Origin of the sequence: Methylobacterium oryzae, from assembly GCF_036441375.1 — a bacterium.
GTDB classification, from domain to species: domain Bacteria; phylum Pseudomonadota; class Alphaproteobacteria; order Rhizobiales; family Beijerinckiaceae; genus Methylobacterium; species Methylobacterium oryzae_A.
In genome coordinates this window covers 21,142-38,364 of the sequence record NZ_MLCA01000019.1, presented here as the reverse complement: position 1 = coordinate 38,364, position 17,223 = coordinate 21,142, and the positions used below count along the sequence as shown (strand labels likewise).

20 protein-coding genes are annotated in these 17,223 nt (G+C 61.9%); 7 read left to right on the top strand and 13 right to left on the bottom strand.

The features are described 5' to 3' along the window. Positions 1-803: 803 nt before the first annotated feature. The gene (locus MOTC310_RS32625) at positions 804-2,999 is read left to right on the top strand and encodes a DEAD/DEAH box helicase family protein (protein ID WP_331304782.1); all 2,196 of its coding nucleotides are present in this window, start codon (positions 804-806) and stop codon (positions 2,997-2,999) included. Between the two features lie 195 nt (positions 3,000-3,194). Here MOTC310_RS32625 and MOTC310_RS32620 read toward each other — a convergent pair whose 3' ends face one another. Further along, positions 3,195-4,691, bottom strand: coding sequence for a hypothetical protein (locus tag MOTC310_RS32620; RefSeq protein WP_331304781.1), 1,497 nt, complete (start codon positions 4,689-4,691; stop codon positions 3,195-3,197). Between the two features lies 1 nt (position 4,692). Between MOTC310_RS32620 and MOTC310_RS32615 the strand changes: the two genes are divergently transcribed. Next, positions 4,693-5,250 (top strand): hypothetical protein, encoded by a 558-nt coding sequence (locus MOTC310_RS32615; RefSeq protein ID WP_331304780.1) that lies wholly within the window; start codon positions 4,693-4,695, stop codon positions 5,248-5,250. 445 nt (positions 5,251-5,695) lie between these two features. Here the strand turns inward: MOTC310_RS32615 and MOTC310_RS32610 are convergent, their stop codons facing one another. Continuing rightward, positions 5,696-6,124 (bottom strand): MltR family transcriptional regulator, encoded by a 429-nt coding sequence (locus MOTC310_RS32610; protein ID WP_331304779.1) that lies wholly within the window; start codon positions 6,122-6,124, stop codon positions 5,696-5,698. Positions 6,125-6,347: 223 nt separating this feature from the next. On the opposite strand from MOTC310_RS32610, the gene MOTC310_RS32605 reads away from it, so the two are divergent. Beyond that, positions 6,348-6,599, top strand: a complete 252-nt coding sequence (locus MOTC310_RS32605) for a hypothetical protein (protein ID WP_331304778.1) — start codon at positions 6,348-6,350, stop codon at positions 6,597-6,599. A gap of 51 nt (positions 6,600-6,650) precedes the next feature. Here MOTC310_RS32605 and MOTC310_RS32600 read toward each other — a convergent pair whose 3' ends face one another. The 8 genes from MOTC310_RS32600 to MOTC310_RS32565 form a co-directional block, all read right to left on the bottom strand. After that, positions 6,651-6,971: a ribbon-helix-helix domain-containing protein gene (locus tag MOTC310_RS32600; RefSeq protein WP_331304777.1), complete on the bottom strand. Its 321-nt coding sequence runs from the start codon at positions 6,969-6,971 to the stop codon at positions 6,651-6,653. A gap of 77 nt (positions 6,972-7,048) precedes the next feature. Beyond that, entirely contained in the window at positions 7,049-7,687 is a 639-nt protein-coding gene (locus MOTC310_RS32595) for a ParA family protein (RefSeq protein WP_331304776.1), read from the bottom strand. 329 nt (positions 7,688-8,016) lie between these two features. Next, entirely contained in the window at positions 8,017-8,730 is a 714-nt protein-coding gene (locus MOTC310_RS32590) for a hypothetical protein (RefSeq protein ID WP_331304775.1), read from the bottom strand. 21 nt (positions 8,731-8,751) lie between these two features. Continuing rightward, entirely contained in the window at positions 8,752-9,369 is a 618-nt protein-coding gene (locus MOTC310_RS32585; protein WP_331304774.1) for a hypothetical protein, read from the bottom strand. 3 nt (positions 9,370-9,372) lie between these two features. Continuing rightward, entirely contained in the window at positions 9,373-9,513 is a 141-nt protein-coding gene (locus tag MOTC310_RS32580) for a hypothetical protein (RefSeq protein ID WP_331304773.1), read from the bottom strand. Positions 9,514-9,703: 190 nt separating this feature from the next. Further along, complete coding sequence (locus MOTC310_RS32575; protein ID WP_331304772.1) at positions 9,704-10,219, bottom strand: hypothetical protein; 516 nt, start codon at positions 10,217-10,219, stop codon at positions 9,704-9,706. A 117-nt stretch (positions 10,220-10,336) separates the two neighbouring features. Next, positions 10,337-10,597: a hypothetical protein gene (locus MOTC310_RS32570; RefSeq protein WP_331304771.1), complete on the bottom strand. Its 261-nt coding sequence runs from the start codon at positions 10,595-10,597 to the stop codon at positions 10,337-10,339. A gap of 87 nt (positions 10,598-10,684) precedes the next feature. Beyond that, positions 10,685-10,873, bottom strand: coding sequence for a hypothetical protein (locus tag MOTC310_RS32565; protein WP_331304770.1), 189 nt, complete (start codon positions 10,871-10,873; stop codon positions 10,685-10,687). Between the two features lie 129 nt (positions 10,874-11,002). On the opposite strand from MOTC310_RS32565, the gene MOTC310_RS32560 reads away from it, so the two are divergent. After that, a complete protein-coding gene (locus tag MOTC310_RS32560; protein WP_331304769.1) occupies positions 11,003-12,094 on the top strand; it encodes an IS5 family transposase in 1,092 nt (363 codons plus the stop codon). A gap of 50 nt (positions 12,095-12,144) precedes the next feature. After that, a protein-coding gene (locus MOTC310_RS32555) for an IS3 family transposase (RefSeq protein WP_331304768.1) occupies positions 12,145-13,313 on the top strand; the annotation gives its coding sequence in 2 pieces (ribosomal slippage) (positions 12,145-12,409 and positions 12,409-13,313; 1,170 coding nt in all). A 515-nt stretch (positions 13,314-13,828) separates the two neighbouring features. Here the strand turns inward: MOTC310_RS32555 and MOTC310_RS32550 are convergent. From MOTC310_RS32550 to MOTC310_RS32540, 3 genes are all read right to left on the bottom strand, one after another. Further along, complete coding sequence (locus MOTC310_RS32550) at positions 13,829-14,686, bottom strand: hypothetical protein (protein ID WP_075382208.1); 858 nt, start codon at positions 14,684-14,686, stop codon at positions 13,829-13,831. 67 nt (positions 14,687-14,753) lie between these two features. Further along, the gene (locus MOTC310_RS32545) at positions 14,754-15,641 is read right to left on the bottom strand and encodes a nucleotide-binding protein (protein WP_139231698.1); all 888 of its coding nucleotides are present in this window, start codon (positions 15,639-15,641) and stop codon (positions 14,754-14,756) included. A gap of 27 nt (positions 15,642-15,668) precedes the next feature. Then, positions 15,669-15,935 (bottom strand): hypothetical protein, encoded by a 267-nt coding sequence (locus MOTC310_RS32540; protein ID WP_075382206.1) that lies wholly within the window; start codon positions 15,933-15,935, stop codon positions 15,669-15,671. Between the two features lie 570 nt (positions 15,936-16,505). Here MOTC310_RS32540 and MOTC310_RS32535 point away from each other — a divergent pair. Further along, positions 16,506-16,817 (top strand): hypothetical protein, encoded by a 312-nt coding sequence (locus MOTC310_RS32535; RefSeq protein WP_331304767.1) that lies wholly within the window; start codon positions 16,506-16,508, stop codon positions 16,815-16,817. Positions 16,818-16,870: 53 nt separating this feature from the next. Next, on the top strand, positions 16,871-17,212 hold the full coding sequence (locus tag MOTC310_RS32530; RefSeq protein ID WP_139231696.1) for a hypothetical protein: 342 nt from the start codon (positions 16,871-16,873) through the stop codon (positions 17,210-17,212). Positions 17,213-17,223 lie beyond the last annotated feature (11 nt).

Sequence of the window (17,223 nt, the reverse complement as noted above, 5' to 3'; positions counted from 1 at the left end):
TTGGCGGTTAGCGTAGGAGCATGACATGCTGACTTCCCACGCCACGATTCGAGCGTGAGTCGCGATCGCTTCTGGAAGGCATCGCAGGCCGAGGACGCAGCTCCACCGCCGCCCCCACCATCTCAATATGTCAGTGATTTCTCAGCAAGCCATTGCCGAGACACGTTAAAATGCGCGCTATTTTCCTGGAGGGTGCCCAGGCATGGGGGCGCCTTCGCGGGAAAGCGTTGCGGAAGGCTTGCGATTTTCAGAATCGTAGGTCAAAAAGAAAGGACCAGCGTTTGCGCGCTGGTCCTTCCGGTGACTTCAGGGTCGTCGGGAGGGGGCAATAACCGATGTTGTTTGGCGACGCACGGTTAGAGACCCGATCTATGACAGGGAAGCGTTTGCCGCGCTCCCCCTTCCGAGACCGTGCGTTTTGTGTAGCAATTTCGCGCCTATCGGTCAACAGAATCGGTCTCTCGACGTGCGCCTGAAAGGCGCAAATGTACCCGCAATCCGCAGGGGTCAGCCCCCCTGTGGACGGAGAGGCCTGGCCGTCTGCGACCCAGACGCCACCTCACGTCCCAGCTCCATTTCCAAGGCGCCATGAGCGCCGGCACGCGTCGAAAATCCTCCGTCTGGAGGTCGACACCTACCTCTCCAAAGCTCGAGCTTGGCTCGCAGCCGGCCGGGAAGGCTCCCCTCCTCGCCTTTGTATCGCCGGCGAAACCGGGCTCGGCAAAACCGACATCATCCTCAGAGCGCTGGCAGCGCGCGAATGGGCCAATGAGACGAAACTCGTCCTGGTCCCGACGATCGATTTGGCCGAGGAGCTCGCCGTCCGCGCCCGTGCCTACGGCCACGATCCGCTGGTCGTTCGCGGACGTAGCCAGCCTCGTCCGGAAGCAGACGGTCGGATGTGCGCAAAACACGAGATCGCGGAGGCCGTCGCAGCTCTAGGCGAGAGCGTCAGCGACAGCCTGTGTCGAACGAGGACGACGGGCGAGGAAAGGCTCTGCCCCTACTACGAGGAGTGCGCCTACGTCCGGCAGCTCCGTGAGATCAAAGGCGGCCGTGGTCGCCTCCTGATCGGGACGCACTCCTACCTCGATCGCCGGCCCGACGTCCTGCAGGAGAGCAAAATCGGCCTCCTCGTCGTCGACGAGAGCCACTGGCAAGGCCTCGTCTCCAGCTCGACCGTCGATCTGGCCCGCTTCACCCAGGGTCGCGCAATCGGAGTGCGGGGCTTTCAGCGGAAAGACGGAGAGAGCGCCTTCGAGCACCAAGCTCGGAAGGCGGGAGCGGACACGAGATTTTTCGACGCGATCCTGGACGTCCGCGAGGTGTTCCAGCGCGCCATCGACGAGCACCGCCAACCGGCGATCGCCGAGTTTCGGGCCCTCGGGTTCGATCGTGAGCGGCTCGGTTTTCTACAAAGCGCGGAGTGGAGCCGGCACGAGGAGATCGACCTGCAGCCGGATATGCCGACTGAGGTTCAACGCGAGCGCCTTGCGGCCGCTGTCCAACGTGAGATTCCGGGCTTCGCCCGGGTTTGGAAAACGTTGTCGGCGGAGATCGAGAGCGGCCGGGACGGGGAGTGCCACGGCCTCCGGATCGATCCCGACGCGGTCAGGAGGGATGGCAGCGCATTCGTAGCCATCCGCCTGGACGTTTCGAGAGATCCACGTTTTCTGGCGGTGCCCGCGCTCCTGATCGACGGCTCTGCCGACGAGGCGATCACCGAGCGGTTTTGGCCCGGTGCCCGGTTCGTGGCGATCGCCGCGGAGTGGTCCCGCAACGTCCGCATCGTGCAGGCCATCGACAAAACCGGGTCGATGCACTCCCTCCGCGGGGAGAGGCGCATCGAGGATATCCGCTGGCTATGCCGGAAGGCGGTCGATGAAACGGCCATAGCTTGGCGGAACGACGAAGCGGCCCGCCCGGTCCTCATCACCGTCAAAGCACTCGCCGACACCCTCCGCCAGGAGGGCGGCCGGAGTTCCTACGGACTCGACATCGAGCACTACGGAGCGATCCGCGGCATCGATCGCTACAAAAACTCAGCGGCCGTCGTCCTCGGCGGTCGCATCGAGCCGTCGCCGGCGGAGATCGAACGGCTGACGCGGGCGATCTGGTATGCCTCGCCGGACCCGATCCGCACGCTCTCCGCCGAGGAAAGCGTTCGTGGGCTACCGAAGGGGCTCGGCGAGATCCGTCGGCGTGACGGCACATCCGTTACCGTCGCCACGAACCACCACCCCGACCCGCGATGCATGCGGATCCTGAGAGCCGTTCGCGACGGCGAGCTCGTCCAGGCGATGGCTCGGATCCGACCAGTGCACCGCTCGACGCCGTGCACGGTCGTGGTCCTGACGAACGTCCCCCTCCCGGTGCCGGTCGACGCGACCCTTACCTGGGACGAGATCGTCCCCTGCCCGTTCGAACGCGCGCGCCTGACCGGCTTCCTGCCGGACAGCCTAGCGGATCTGGCCGCGGCGCACCCGAGCCTGTTCCCGTCGCATGCAGCAGCGCGCAAGGCCGCCTCCCGGCGAGGCTGGACGCCCTGCGATGCCGCAGGCTCTGCCGACGAGCGCGAACTTAGCAGTGACACGAGCCATTTATGGCTCTCAAATGGGAAGCGTCACAGTTTCGGTGGCATGGTTCGGATCGAGTACACGGTCGCTGGTCCAAACCGAGAAAGACGGGCAAGGCGGGGCGCATGGGTCGCCTGGAATGGCCCTGGAACGGCCGAGGAGGTTCATAGGCGGGTTTTGGCGGCAATTCCGCACGCCGAGGACCTTCAGGTCATCGAGGCGCTGGGCGCAGATCCTAGCGATCCCGTGGATGTGGTCGATGTCGCTGTGGCTGCCCGCCTTTGGGCTCGCGAGCGCCGTCATTCTGATCCGACGTGGCTCGTGGTTCCGAAGCTCCATCTAACTGTCGCGCCCAACTGGCTTGTAGAGGGCCCCCCACCTGACCGAGGTCGCATACCGATGCGACTCGGATGCACTGCGTAGTGATGAACTACGCTCTTCGCTAAAGTCCGGATTTCGCTGCGTTTGGCCGAACTCGATGGAGCCGTCCATCCGATCCTGACAGCTGTCAGGTTCATCTAGTGATCGGGAGCAGATCAAAGGCGCTTTAAGTTGGCATGGGTGATACGATGGAGGACCAGCGGCTACGAGTCGGCACATCCATATGTGCTCCGTAACTTACACTATCAGTGTTTCCGGCTTAAGAGGGCGGACTCCGTTTCCGGTAATGCGTCGCCAATCGACCCTTTCCTCAAATTCGAAGCTGCCTTCGGGCGGGCTATCGGGGATGAAATAATGAACGTATACAAATTCTAAAGGTTTCTCTTTAGGATCAAAGCGTTCTAGGCTCGCGAGCACACGCTCTATTCTCGCAGCTTCCGAAGCGTCGCCCTCGACCGCTTCGAGACCTATATGAACTATACCAGGGCGATCGCCCGGAAGCTGATCGAGTGCTTGGGCGAGTTTTGCTACTACGTCCTTGGCCTTGGCGTTCACCGAAGCGTCCGCTGAGCATTTCCAACGCAGGATCGACGCTTGCTCGCATTCGCTCATGTAGCGAGGCGAACTTTCGGAGCTGAACTTGATAGCCTGAAGGTGGCTTTCGTGACGACGATAGCGACCGGTGAGTAGCTTGATTGCCAAGCTGCCAGCTGCAAGGATTTCGCCGTCCTGGAGTGCTGTTTGCAACGGCTCCAAGTCCATGTCGCCGACCACGCCGCTTCCGATGTCGTCGTCCCACAGAATTGATGGCATACGTGACGCGAGCCACTCCTGGGCTTTACCGATCAGGTAGTGATTATGGACGTCCGATATGGGCACCTTGAAGTCCACATTGCCGAACGCGCTTCTGCCTAGAGCGGAAATCAAGTCTGACGCAGGATCCCATAATACGCGCATCTGCATGCGCTCATCTTCCCCGTACTTGCTCGTTTCCATTCGCTTGCATTCTACGGCGTAGGCTACGTCTCCGATGATGACGTCAAGATCATGCGATTTCGCGTTCCGAGGTTCTTTCCTGAAGGATACCCTCGCCCTCCTTCGAAGATAGGCTGCCGCTACCAACAGTTCGAAAAGGCCACCATTGGGCTGCTTTCGTTCCGAACCAACGAGCCGTTTCACGCGATCGTCCAACCCCGCTGCGCTCAAGAGCAAGGGCAGCGATCTACCGATCGACTGCAGCACTGGCACGATGCGGGAAGCGTACATAGGTTCGACGTTCCAAAGGTGATCGAGCACTGCCTCAGCCTGGAAGAGATACCAGCCGATCATGTCGTCTGGATCGTAGAACCTTCCCTTCTCATCCCCTTGGTTGATGCCCAACGCGGACGCGTGAAGGCGAGCGAATGCGACAATGCGGCGGCGCTCCCAATCCGCCCCCATGAAACCCTTCAACCAGTTGAAGGCCCGCCTCAAATCCGGATCATCAGCCCATAGCCGCGGTTGTGGCGAGGCGAAGAGTTCCCGTGGCAGAGGTATGTCTTCCCCCTGGGCAAGTCTTCGAAGGTCGTCCATCGAAAGGGGCATTTGGCTCTCTTCGTCGCTTTTTAGGTCGATAAGGGGCAACAGGCGGACGATATGATCCTGACAGCTGTCAGGATCGGGATGACCATGGCGATTTTCAACGCCTTTTGCTTTCCTCAGGAGACCGGGCCTTTTTCCGGTTAAGGAGGGCAAAATGAAGTTTCTTCAGGCACTTATTCGAGCGCTCACGTTGATGGCGAAGCAGGCGGCCGGCTTCCTTCTGAGTTTCGGAGCACACCCCGCTTCTGCACCCGAACTGGAGCTCCCGGAGGATCCGATGGTCGCCAAAGCCAACCGGGAGATCGACATGTTGCGTCGTGCGGGAGATCTGCCAGGGCACTCGCTGCAGGGGCCCGCCCACGTCGCGAACCTGTTGCGGTGCTACGCCATGGCGGATGAGGAGCGCAGGCCCTTCATGACGCTGCGCGGTGTCCCTCCGGCCCAGATAGGCTGGCTGAAGTCGCTGGATGGAGCCGGGTTGGCGCGGCTGGCTACGGCGAACCATGAGGCGATCTGGACCCATCTCAAAGGGGGGCATGAGATACCGGGGCTGCCCTCCTTCACTGGACGGACGGAGGCGCACTGGCTCCGCGCCAAACCCTTCGCTGGTTCGAACGTCGTCGAAATCCAGGAGCATCGTCCGATTAGCGCCTCAAGGCAGGCCGCCTCGGAAGAGGCGCAGCCGCGTCCTTCCATTCGCGCTTTCGGCTGATCCCTACTGGGGATCGTCCCACACAACCCCTTGGCGCACCTAAGAGAAGAATGTAAAAAGGTGGATTGGTGGCGTGGTCCACCTTTTTATTGGTGGTCTATTGAAGTGGCTCGCCTGCCCGCCCTAGTTCCCTACGTCCGGTTCGTCCACAAGCCGAACCTGATTGGACATCAGTGGTACACTCGGGGCCCGACCTCGGGCAGCTCCGGATTTTTCGCAGCCGTCAACGACCCCGAGTTTCACGGGCGATTCATCGGAAACGCGTTCGCGCATCTGGCCGACGAGCACCCCGATTTCGAACTCGTGCTCCCGACCCCCTATGAAGCCGGCACAGTTGAATTCTGGGATTTCACCCGAGCGTTTGAGAGGGCCGCACCAGGGGTGCGTTACCGCCTCCTGTTCCCGGAAGACTCTCCTTCGGCTGGGCCTCGATGCTGAAGGATGCCTAGTCGACCTCCGGTTCCCGCTTGCTGCCTGAGAAGAGTGGCTCACTGTTTTCCAGTCTCATCGCAATTTTTTCGCAAGTTTCGATGTATCTGTCTCTTGGACTGTCTGGCAATGTCTTTTTCTCAAATGGAAAAATTCCGTAATATCTGACGGTAAAATTTCCAGTGAGATCTTTCATTTGTTGATCAGACAGACTGAAAGGATCCATTTGATGTGCAGCTTTGTTTCTGATTTTTCTGATTATATTTAGATCGCTTCTAGCCTCTTCGCCGATAAGGCCGAGTGCATGAGCGAACATAACCTTGTTCGAAAACGTTCCGAGAGGGCCGTTATTGCCGGTCAGTTCTTCGATGGATTTTTTATCAGCGATGAGTAGTGAGTCTATAATTGCTTCAAATATGACTTCTTCGACGAAGGTCGCAGCCAATATAACGGCGGCTCTGTCTGTGGCGGTTTTGAGTTCATCCCATATGCCTTTGCTGTCGGCTACCGTGACCCGAGCTATTTGTCTGAGCCTCTCATTTTGAGGTCGTTGAATGGTGGACTTTTCAACCTGTCCACCTAACGCGCTCTTCGCCTATGCCCGTCGAACGTCATTTTCATCGATGTGCGGTAGAAGGCGAGGCCCTCTTCGTACATGGAGCTTTTGCATGGCAGACGGATCTGGATCGGACGACCCACGTAATCCGAGGATGCCCCCTCCTCTCAGCGATTATGCGTCGCTGTTGCTCGCAGAGACGGTGCTCGCAGATTTTCGATTCGAGGTGCCGGAAGGCGCCTGGCCTGAGGCCGAGGAGATTGTTGCTGCTGGCCTCGGGCGCCTTGAACCGGCATCGGGTCCTGAGGATGCGCCCACGCGCCTGCTTGTTCTGACGCAGGGCGACGAAGCCGAAGGCCAGTAGGTCTGACCTGCCGCTCGTTGTGAGGGCGCCAGTTAAAGGCGCCCTTACAGGCTATTTCGCGATCTGCGGCCGCCCCTTCCGCGCGAACTCGCGGTTGAGCATATCGATCACGTAGTCCTGCAGCGACACCCCCTCCTCTGCTGCGATCGCCTTCAGGGTCCGATGAGCTCGATCGTTGACCCACACGGAGAGGTTTTTCCGGCCCTGTCTGTGTTCCGGCCGTCCGGGTGTGCTGGTGGTCGCAGGAGTTTCAGGTGCCGCGGCTGTGGCGGCTGCCGGCTCCGCTGACGGCGCCAACGGGGCGGCCGCGGCCGGAAGAACCTCTTCATCCTCCTCGGGGGCTCGGAAGGCGCGCGCCGGCTTTTTGGACATGGTTGAACTCCACCTATTTGAATCGTCGACTAGCACGAAACGCGGACTAGTCCACTTGTCCACCTGTCCGGTTGGCCTCAGCCATTCAGCCGAAGCTCGTTCGTCAGCCACCGGTAGAGTGCCGTGGCCTCCTCGGACGCCTTCCCCTCGGGGGCGTACTCCGGCGCCGTCAGGCCCTCCGTCATGGCGTAAGCGTAGTCGGCCCGAGAATGGAAGCGCACGGGAACCAGCGGCATCCCGTAGCCGGCGATCGCCTCCTCGCCCTCGACTGCCACCTTACGGCTGTTCGTGGGCACCTGAGAGAGCATCACCCAGGCCCGGTCTGCGCGCTCGGCAATTCGTACAGTCCGCTTCACCGTTCCGAGCGTCTCCAGATCGAACTGCGTCGGTCGCACCGGGACCAGGATCAGATCGGCCATTTCGCAAGCCGCTAGAGCGGTCGTCTCCGCCTTGCCAGGGGTGTCGATCAGCAGCAGGCCGATTCCGTTCGAGGAGGCCGCCTTCTGGAGTTTGGGAAGGGCATCCGCGTCCATCTCGCGTTGGACCTCAGGCGTAGGAGCCTCACGCCGCTCGAACCAGCGATGGGCGGATCCCTGAGGGTCCATGTCGAGGATCGCCGTCGAAATGCCCCCCTGCTCCGCGCAGGCGGCGAGATGCAGGGCGACGGTCGATTTTCCCGATCCGCCCTTTTGACCGATGATCGCAACAGTTTTCATAGTCCACCATTCCACCACGGCTAACCGTGGGGTTGTCCGCTAGGCCACGTGTCCACGTTTCCTCCAATCCACCTAATGGTTTGTCAACACGTGGTCCAGTGGATTAGTTCAGTGGTGGAATGGTGGACTATTTCTCCTCTGAGCGATGGCGGACGGCCCGGGTGAGGTTGTGGAGATCGAGCCCATCTCGAAGGACCGAAGGCTCAAACCTCATCGTCGGCGGTCAGGCGACAGATACGAACTGAGGATTGGTGGAGTGGTTCAATGGTGGGTTGGTGGACTACAATTTAATCTGCGCCTTCGCGGTAGTTCAGTCGCCCGAGGTTGCGTTACGCTCTGCCCACGCCAAGGTCGCTCCCCAATAGCCTCTCGGAACCTCGGAGCTTCCTAGCCTCCATCAGGTCGTGAAGTGCCATCTGCGGATGCTCCGTCCAGACTCGGAACGGCTTCGAGTTGGCATCAATCTCTAGGCACCACCGTGGCGTGAGCACGCCGACCATGGCGGCGGTGATGTCCGGTTCAGCGAACGTGCGTCCGATCTGGAATGCACCGAGGAGCAGAGAGCACAGTGCGGCTCCGCCTGCGAGCTGCCGCCACCTTCCGATCAGGGGGAGGGCGGCCGGCGTTTCCAGCAGCTTGTCGGGTTGTTGGACGACGGGAGCATAGCTGTCCGTGACAAGCACCTCGCCGGCAGCAGCGCGTCGTGCGAGGTCGGCCGCCTTGCGCTCGATTTCGAGGCGGCTTCCGAACTCCATCGGCCACGCCCGCAAGCCGAACGCACTCTGATCAGGCCGATACGACCACGCCAGCAGCGTCCGCAGATCGGTTCGTGCGCCCTGTCCGTGCGCGCGCACCTTCACCAGCTCAATTGAGCCTCTCTCAGTTTGAGCGACGAGCAGCAGGGCCTCGTAGCGCGCTTCCGCGTCCCGCTCGACTCGATAGGAGCTCTCGAGGAACCAAGGGGTCGCCGATCGCATCGAGAGCGACGGTAGCTGGATCCTGAGATCGTACCTGATGATGGGCTGCGGGGTAGCGGCAGGCATGGATGGTCCGATTGAGGGGCGTCAGACCGCAGAACGACCTGCGTTCCGGTGATCCGATCGCATCCGCTCAAAATCGGCTCGGCATGAGCGGTAGTTCGCCTGCATGGCGGAAATCGGCTGTTGAACCAGTCGTGTGCCGGGCAGGATCGACGCCAGCATGCCGGCATACTCCTCCGGCGAGGGGCGGAGCGGTCCTAATTTCATCCGCCCCATGGCCTCAGCGACCTGGATGCCGATCTGATCGCCACGGCCGGCAAGGTGGGTTCCAGCCTCGGCCTTAGTCTCCGGATCGTAGGCCAGCCCCAGGATTTTCCTGTTTGGCAGCCCCAGCCATCTCTCCGCCTGGAGAGCGGCAAGCCGCGCATGGGCAGCGTACGGATCGCTGTCGACCTGACGGCTGCCGATCGCTCGTAGCACGGGTGAGCGGTTCGTTTGGGCTACCGGCAGGATCGCCGCGACGCCCTCGGTCGGGTGGATGACCACAACCGGACGCCGGCCGCCTGTCAGTTCGCGCAACGGTGCGTGAGAGGGCTGCAGGACGAGGTAGCTATCGTCGAGATAGTCCTCCAAGGCGACGACCAGTTCGAACTCGAGGTCCGGGAGGTCGAAACGCGGTACGGGCGGGTGGAGCCGGGCCATGTTTCAGATCCCGCTCAAGAGCAGGGACATGCCGATGCTGAGTGCGGCCGCGAACAGGAGGTCGCCCGTCACTAAGGCTACGAAGGTCGTTACCCAGAAACCCATCGGTCCGGCGCATTCGAAATAGGCGTCGCGAAAGGTCATAGATCACTTGCTCGAAAGATACTGAGTCAGTGATACAGTGGTTTTCTGAAAGTCGAATTGATTTGAATGATAGATTTTTAGCTATCGCCGCTCTTTCCTCCCGTCATTCTAGATGTTTTGCCAATAGACAGGAATTTGCAGTCAATCTGCAAATCGTTCTTCGTGACCAGTCGGTTCTATAGCTGAAACGTCAGCTGTCTTTGTCGATGTATGTCATGAGTCTTCTGATGGCGCCCTCTGCAGGAGATCCACGGCCATCGCACCAGCCTTTATATGTGGTCGCCGGGACGCGCAGTTCGCGCGCGGCGGCGGCCCGGCCGCCCGGGATGCCGGCGTGCCAGGCCTTGAGGCACTCGCCGAACGGACGTGGGTCCGTCTCCCAGTCGACGATAGGCCGATCCGGGCAGGCGGACAAAGCAATTTCGTTGCCAGCGTCCTTCGTCAGGAATGGGTCTAGGCGCGGGTCGTCGGCCGCTATGCGGCCGTAGCCGACGGGCATGTCGAACCTGGAGAACAGGGTCGCCACGTTGCCGGCTGGGTCGACCCCTTGCGGTGGCTTGAACACGGCTGCCAAGGGCTCGCCGACGAGTTCCTTGCGGCCCAGAAGGGTGCGGTAGGCAGCCATGGCGGCGTCCGGCGCCTGAAACGTAGCGCTCTCGACGATGCGGCCGTTGTCGTGGCCCCGCAGGCGCACGATCCAGGTCATGGGTCTCTCCAGGCGGGTGGAACGAGTGCGGGGCCGGCGAACCGGCCCCGTCGGGGTCACCAGCGTTCCATGGCTTCGGCGAGGCGCTGGGGCTCGATGCGAGCCACGACGTGCACGTTACAACGCGTCGGATGGGTCGCTCATGACACGCAGCTTGGCGAAGGCAGCGATTATGTCGTCACGATCGAGCGGCTCGGCGTCGGGGGCGCGATCGGTGATGAACTCGTCGGCCAGGGAGGCGTCGGTCCGGGCGGCGAACCAGGCCGCCACTTCGGCGGAGCTGTTGTAGCCTCCGGCGCAGGTCCAGTCCGCGATCATGGCCAGGAAGGCGGCGTCGGCGGTCGGGTAGGCGATGCCGGCGTGGGCGTTGACGGTCATCGTTGGCTCCATTCTCGGTCCGGATCGCCCCGGAAGGCCTCGGCTTGGTGCCGATGGGTCATTACATACAGCAATCTGCTGCATTCGTCAATCAAGTCTTTCTCTGATCTTGGTAATTTTGATTAGGGTGCCGGTTCGAATGCGCTCTGCTGCTTCGACAGTCGTGCGGATCTCTTCAGGAGCTAAAGTGACGTCTATGCGACGGATGCGATGGACGGTACGCTGCATTTCATGCAGGTCGCGTTGCATCTCAGGCGAACCTGCGAACGCATCCATCCCCGTAATCTCTCGAACGCGTCGTAGGCCGTTCTCGAGAGAGGTCATTGCCGACTGGACGCCTCCAAAAACCTCGCGGTTTGAGGGGTTTCGTGGTGTGATGGCGTCGTCGGCCTGTGAGGTGCTGCGATGCGCGGTCAGCCCGGTTTTTTCGACGTGGATGAGCGTTTGAAGGATCTCTCGGCCAAGGGCGACGCGCTGGAGCGGCTGAACCGCATCGTCGATTTCGAGCTGTTCCGGGACGACCTCGCCCGGGCCGTGCCTCGCTCGGACGGGTCGAAGGGCGGCCGCCCACCGTTCGACCTGGTCTTCATGTTCAAGGTGCTGATCCTCCAGGCCAGCCACTCGCTGTCGGACGAGCGCACGGAGTTCCTGATCAAGGACCGGCTGTCGTTCATGCGCTTCCTCGGGCTCGGGCTGTCCGACCCGGTGCCCGATGCCAACACGATCTGGACGTTCCGCGAGGCGCTCACCCGGGCCGAGATTGCGGGGAAGCCGGCCATTGCAGTGCTGTTCTCGGCCTACGAGGCGGCCCTGAGGCAGGCCGGCTTCCTGGCGATGGGCGGGCAGATCGTCGACGCCACGGTGGTGGCCGCGCCCAAGCAGCGCAACACTGAAGCCGAGAAGGCGGATCTGAAGGCCGGCCGTGTGCCCGACGCCTGGAAGGCCAAGCCGGCCAAGCTCGCCCAGAAGGACCGCGACGCGCGCTGGACGATCAAGTGGTCGAAGGCCAAGCCGGCCGAAGATGGGTCGAAGCGGATCGACCTCGCGGTGCCGGCCTTCGGCTACAAGAACCACGTTGGCATCGATCGCCGCCACGGGCTGATCCGAACCTGGATCGCCACGGACGCGGCCCGCCACGACGGGGCGCAACTGCCCGGTCTCCTCTCGAAGGCCAACACATCCGGCGACGTCTGGGCCGACACGGCCTACCGCTCGAAGGCCAACGAGGCGCACTTGGCGGGCAACGGCTTCCGCTCCCGCATCCATCGCAAGAAGCCGCCGGGCAAGCCGATGGCGAGGAACGTCGCCCGGGCTAACGGCGAGAAGTCCAAGGTCCGCGCAGCCATCGAGCATGTCTTTGCCCGGCAGAAGGGGCCGATGGGGCTCGTGGTGCGCACGATCGGTTTAGCGAGAGCTCGGATGAAGATCGGCCTGGCCAACCTCGCGTACAACATGAACCGGGCGGTCTGGCTCACCGGCTCCTGGCCTTCCCCCTGAAAAGTGGTCCTCCCTGAGGTATGGCTTTGCGCCATGTGGAGGATGTTTAGATGCGTCGGAAGAAGCATACGGCTGAAGAGATCGTCGCCAAGCTGCGCCAAGTCGATGTCTTGGTCTCGCAAGGGCGCAAGGTCTCTGAAGCAATTCGATCCATCGAGGTGACGGAGGTCACATACTATCGTTGGCGATCCGAGTACGGCGGCTTGAAGGGAGATCAGGTCAGGCGACTGAAGTCTCTGGAAACTGAGAACCAGCGCCTCCGCCGGGCGATCTCCGACCTGACCCTGGAGAAGCTCATCCTGAAGGAGGCGGCTTCGGGAAACTTCTGAGCCCGGCTCGCCGCCGGGCTTGTGTCGACTACGTCGTGGCCGAGCATGGCGTGTCGGAACGGTTTGCTTGCCGCGTTCTGGGCCAGCACCGTTCGACACAGCGCAAGTGCGCCGTGGTGGTCGAGGACGAGGCCCCACTGACGGCCGCCATCGTCGCCCTGGCTCTCCGGTACGGGCGCTACGGCTACCGTCGGATCACCGCGCTGCTGCGTCGCGATGGCTGGACGGTCAACGTGAAGCGGGTCGAACGGATCTGGCGGCGGGAGGGGCTCAAGGTTCCAGCCCGACAGCCGAAGCGAGCCCGCCTCTGGCTCAATGACGGCTCGTGTGTGCGCCTGCGGCCGGAGCGGCCTGACCACGTCTGGTCCTACGACTTCGTCGAGCACCGGACGCATAACGGTCGCAAGTACCGGATGCTGAATGTACTTGATGAGTTTACCCGTGAGTGCCTGGCGATCCGCGTATCTCGTAAGCTGAAGGCGCACGATGTAATCGATGTCCTCTCGGATCTATTCAGCCTGCGCGGCGTGCCAGGCCATATCCGCTCGGACAATGGACCTGAGTTCATCGCTCGGTCTGTCCGTGACTGGATCGCGGCAGTCGGCTCAGAGACCGCCTACATCGAGCCAGGCAGTCCGTGGGAGAACGGGTACTGCGAGAGCTTTAACGCGAAGCTGCGCGATGAACTCCTCAACGGCGAGGTGTTCTACACCCTCAAGGAAGCCAGCGTCGTGATCGAGCAATGGCGGAGGCACTACAACAGCATCCGGCCGCACTCATCCCTCGGCTACTGCCCGCCTGCGCCAGAGGCCGTCATCTGGCCAACCGAACCGAGCGGCTCAGTACCGTCCGCTCGCCCTACCATCGTCACGCGACCGACGATGCACTAACTTCGAACATGGGCCACCGGATGGGGGCAGGCCACTCCCGCGCGAGGACTGCCTGAGGGGCGGCACAGGGGGTTTTTCGCCCCGCTCGCGACCGGCGCGAGGACAGCTTCAAATCCCCAAAGCGCTCAGCATTCCGCTGAACCCCCCCAGAAACCGCCGTCATCACGGTAATTGGAGGTGTCCGACTGCAGCGCATGACGCAGTGCCATCTGCGCCCGGTATGCATCTAGATCTGCGTCGTTTCCGCTTCGGAGCCCAGGCGATGGCATAAAGCCATCAGTGGCCCAGAGCCGGGCCGCTGCTTCCAGATGCCGAAATGCAGATTTTATGTCGTAGTCGACGTCCGACCATCTGGCGTCGAGCATTTTGAGATTTCTCCTTCTACCGTATTCTTGCTGCTGAGTATGGTATCAGCATGTCGGCTCGATCGTCGAGGGTAATAATTATCGAACAAAGTAAAGCCCTGCCGGTGACCCGTACGTGATGGCCTCCAATCGACGGCTCGGCCGAGCCGCCTAAGCGCGAGCCTTGCCGTTAGCTTTTTTGTTCAGCCACTGAATGCCTGCCAGGAGCAGTGCGCCGAGGAACATCGTGGTCAACCACGGTAGTCTCTCGAACGTCACCTCCAAACGGGTCATCCAACCAGTGCCCTCGACGTTGGCTGTCGGTAGGGGAGGGCCTTCCAGATAGATCGGTAGGTTGCACGTGGGGACCCCACTTGCGAGCCGTTGGAAATTGGACGAGCGAGGATTGCAGTATGCGGCGAGCCTCTGATCCAGGTCAGGGTTCGCTGCCATCAGGCGTATCCAGGCTGCAGCGTCTGGCCTAGCGGCGTAGGCTGCAATCTGGTTCGTCACGGTCGCTTGATAGCCGGAGCCGAGATGGTAGCCGACACCTAGACCGAGTAGGACCGCGATGCAGACAGCGCTAGCAAGGAGGCCTGCTCGGCGCACCTGGCCGGCGGCGAGCTGCTCACGCATCATGTCACGTGCTACGGACGCGATCTGGGCGCCGACTGCTTCAGACATTTCCGCATGTCGGGCCTCGACCTGCGCAACGGCAGCCTCGACGACCTTGCCGGTTGCGACCTTTGCCGCGGATCGTATGGCGCCGGCGGCGTTCCGGCCGGCTTTATCGAGCATCGGGGGGAGGGTGGTCGACAGTCGGACCAGATCGTCGACGGTCCGTCCGATCCGGGCGCCCACGAACAGCGTGATGCCGAGCGCGTCGTCGAGGACGATCCCACTCGCCTTCGCGACTTCGTAGGCGCGCTCGATCTCGTCGTCAGGGAGGCCGTAGAGGGTCCGTCCGACGGCGAACCACCGCTCCTTAATTGCGATCCCATTATCCAGGCTACGCAGCTCGGCGCTCATTCCCCCGCCCTTCGTTCTGTAGATGGGCCTGTGGCCTTGGCCACAGGCCCATCATTACGCCCTCGGCTCAGGCGGCCTTCGCTACCGGCGCGAGCTTCAGGAAATCGCGGAGTGGAGAGACCTCGTCGGCGAACTGCTCGAGGTACGCTTTCAGGCGCATCCGTTCCGCGATCCGGAGGCGCGTCACCTCGTTGAGCTGTGCCAGCGGCACCCGTTCGAACTCGGCGAGGGCGAACGCGCCCCCGGGGACACGTGGAAACGACACGATCGGGTAGCCGAGGGGTTCCAGGATCGCCGACTTGATCCTACCGCCGCGCTCGCTCCTTGTGCCGTCCTTTGCCGTGAACTCGTGGCCATGGAGCCAGATGAAATCCTCCGGATCTCCGAAGAACAGATTTTGGACGATGACGTGATCTGCCAACATCTCGGAGGACGGACCTGGCTGTCTGTTGGCTGCGGTTGCGTCGAGATAGTCACCGACGGAGTACAACGCCTCTTCGATGTTTGAAATTACGTGCACGAAAACAGGCCGATAGCCCATCTCGTCAGCTGCGCGGCAGAGGCGACCGAGCGACTGCTGGCCATTGTCGACGATCTCGGTCAGCGATCCGAGCGAGCCGCCAGCAAGATCATGGAGGACGATGTCGGCTCCCTGATCGAGGCTATCTAGCAGGATGTCGCGCTCTTTTTCCGAACGAATATCGTAGTATTTGCAGGCGGTTGCCGGATCCTGGATGTCAGCGATCGTGCCATCCTCGGCCTTTGCCCCGAAAACTTTGACCAATCCGCCCACCGATCCGTCGCCATCGTAGGCGGCTACGGCGAGGCCTAGGTCGTAGCGGAGATGCGATAGGAGTGAACGGGCGAAAGAGGTTTTCCCGACGCCGCCCTTCTGGCCGACGACCATGAGGAGCAGTTTCTGCGGAGCACGGGAGGATGCGGGTTTGCGAGCCATAGCGCGGGTTTCCTTGTAGCGAGGGGTTCAGAGAGGGCGCTTGAAGCGCGCGGTTGAGGTTGCGTTGGGAGCGGAGGCCGCCGACGGCGCCGGGCTTGAGGCGGAGGATTTCGATGTACGGGCCCGCTCTGGAGGCGGGTCGCCGGCGAGCTCGCGTCGCCGCTCGCGATGGTAGAGCTGCAAACTCGATTGAGAGACTTTGACGCCCTGGCTCGTCAGGTGCTCGGCGATCTGCGCGAACGTGCGTCGCGCCCGCAGTGCCGCTTCGATCTCCTCGTGGAGGTCGTGCACCATTTGTCTGATCGTCGGCGGCCGGTCCGTCGCAGCGCTTGCGAAATCGTTTAGGCCGCGCTTCAGCGTTTCTATGTTGGGCGTCTGAGTTGCCATTGCCGCCTTCCTGTTCGTCGCGGCGATTTGGGCTTGTCCACGCACCTACCCGCCGTCTGAGGTCCAGGTTGGATGCGGGCCATGCAAGACGCAATGGCAGCCTCGTCTTCGTATGCGGGGTCGTTGTCGAGTGGTTTAGCACCCGTCAACGAATTTGATATGCTCTGTCGTTGTTTTCCTTGCGCTTTCCTGTGACGTTACCCCTGCCAATCCGCTGCTGAAATTTTTGCGACCCTGATTGTGGTCAGCTCTGTGCATACGGTTGTCGGCTTCGATGTGGGCGAGGTCGACGCCTCGTCTTAGAATTTCGTTCGCACTTCCGACAACGTCCCCTTGCGGCTTGCATGATCTCCGCCCAAGCTTGGTTTGCGAGGGTTCGTTGTCAGCACACACCACGCACCTCCGGTGGGGTGTTTGCGGCCACGGGCCGCGAAAGCGCTTTCGGAGCACGTGCTTAGGGTGGCCAGGAGGAAGTTGGTGGCACGGATCAGGGTGACGATCGACGACGACCTCCTCGCGGCCGCCGAGGCGATCGCACGAGCGCGCAAAGTCGACCTAGGCCGGATCCTGGAGGAGGGGATCCGGGTCCTCATCAACCCCGTACCCGCCCATCAGGACTACCGCGAGCTGTCCGACAGCGTAGCCGCAATCGCGGAATTCGTCGGCGCGCAGTGGGCCCTTATGCCCGGAGCAGAAGGCAACCCGATCATCGGCAACGCCGGCACATACGAGGATGGCAGGCACGAGGTGGCATACGACACCCGGGCAGCACTCGTGGAGCAGGCCTGAGACAGCTCTCGACCAAGCGAGACACAAATCACGACCTAAGGAGCGCACAAACGATGTTCGAGGCAACACCAACCGCATACATGGCCACCGGCGAACGCTGCCCAGGCGATCTGGATGCGAGGTTCACCGCACCTCCGCATCTGCAGGAAGTCTGGTCCGCTGGCGATGACGTCCTGCGGGCGCGCCTTCGGGCTCGTCACGATGCTGCCGTCGCTATCGTTGTCGCGGCCGGCATCGAAACCGGTTTGATCCCGTCAGACACCGACATCCTCCCGTCGCGCTTCGCCCTTGAGAGCTACCTCGATCTCCCAACGCTTGATGCGAAAGACGAGGTTGCTATCCGCAACGCTGCCGACGAGATTGGCGCGGCGTATCTGGCGGCCCTGCGGGTTTAGGATCACTGAGG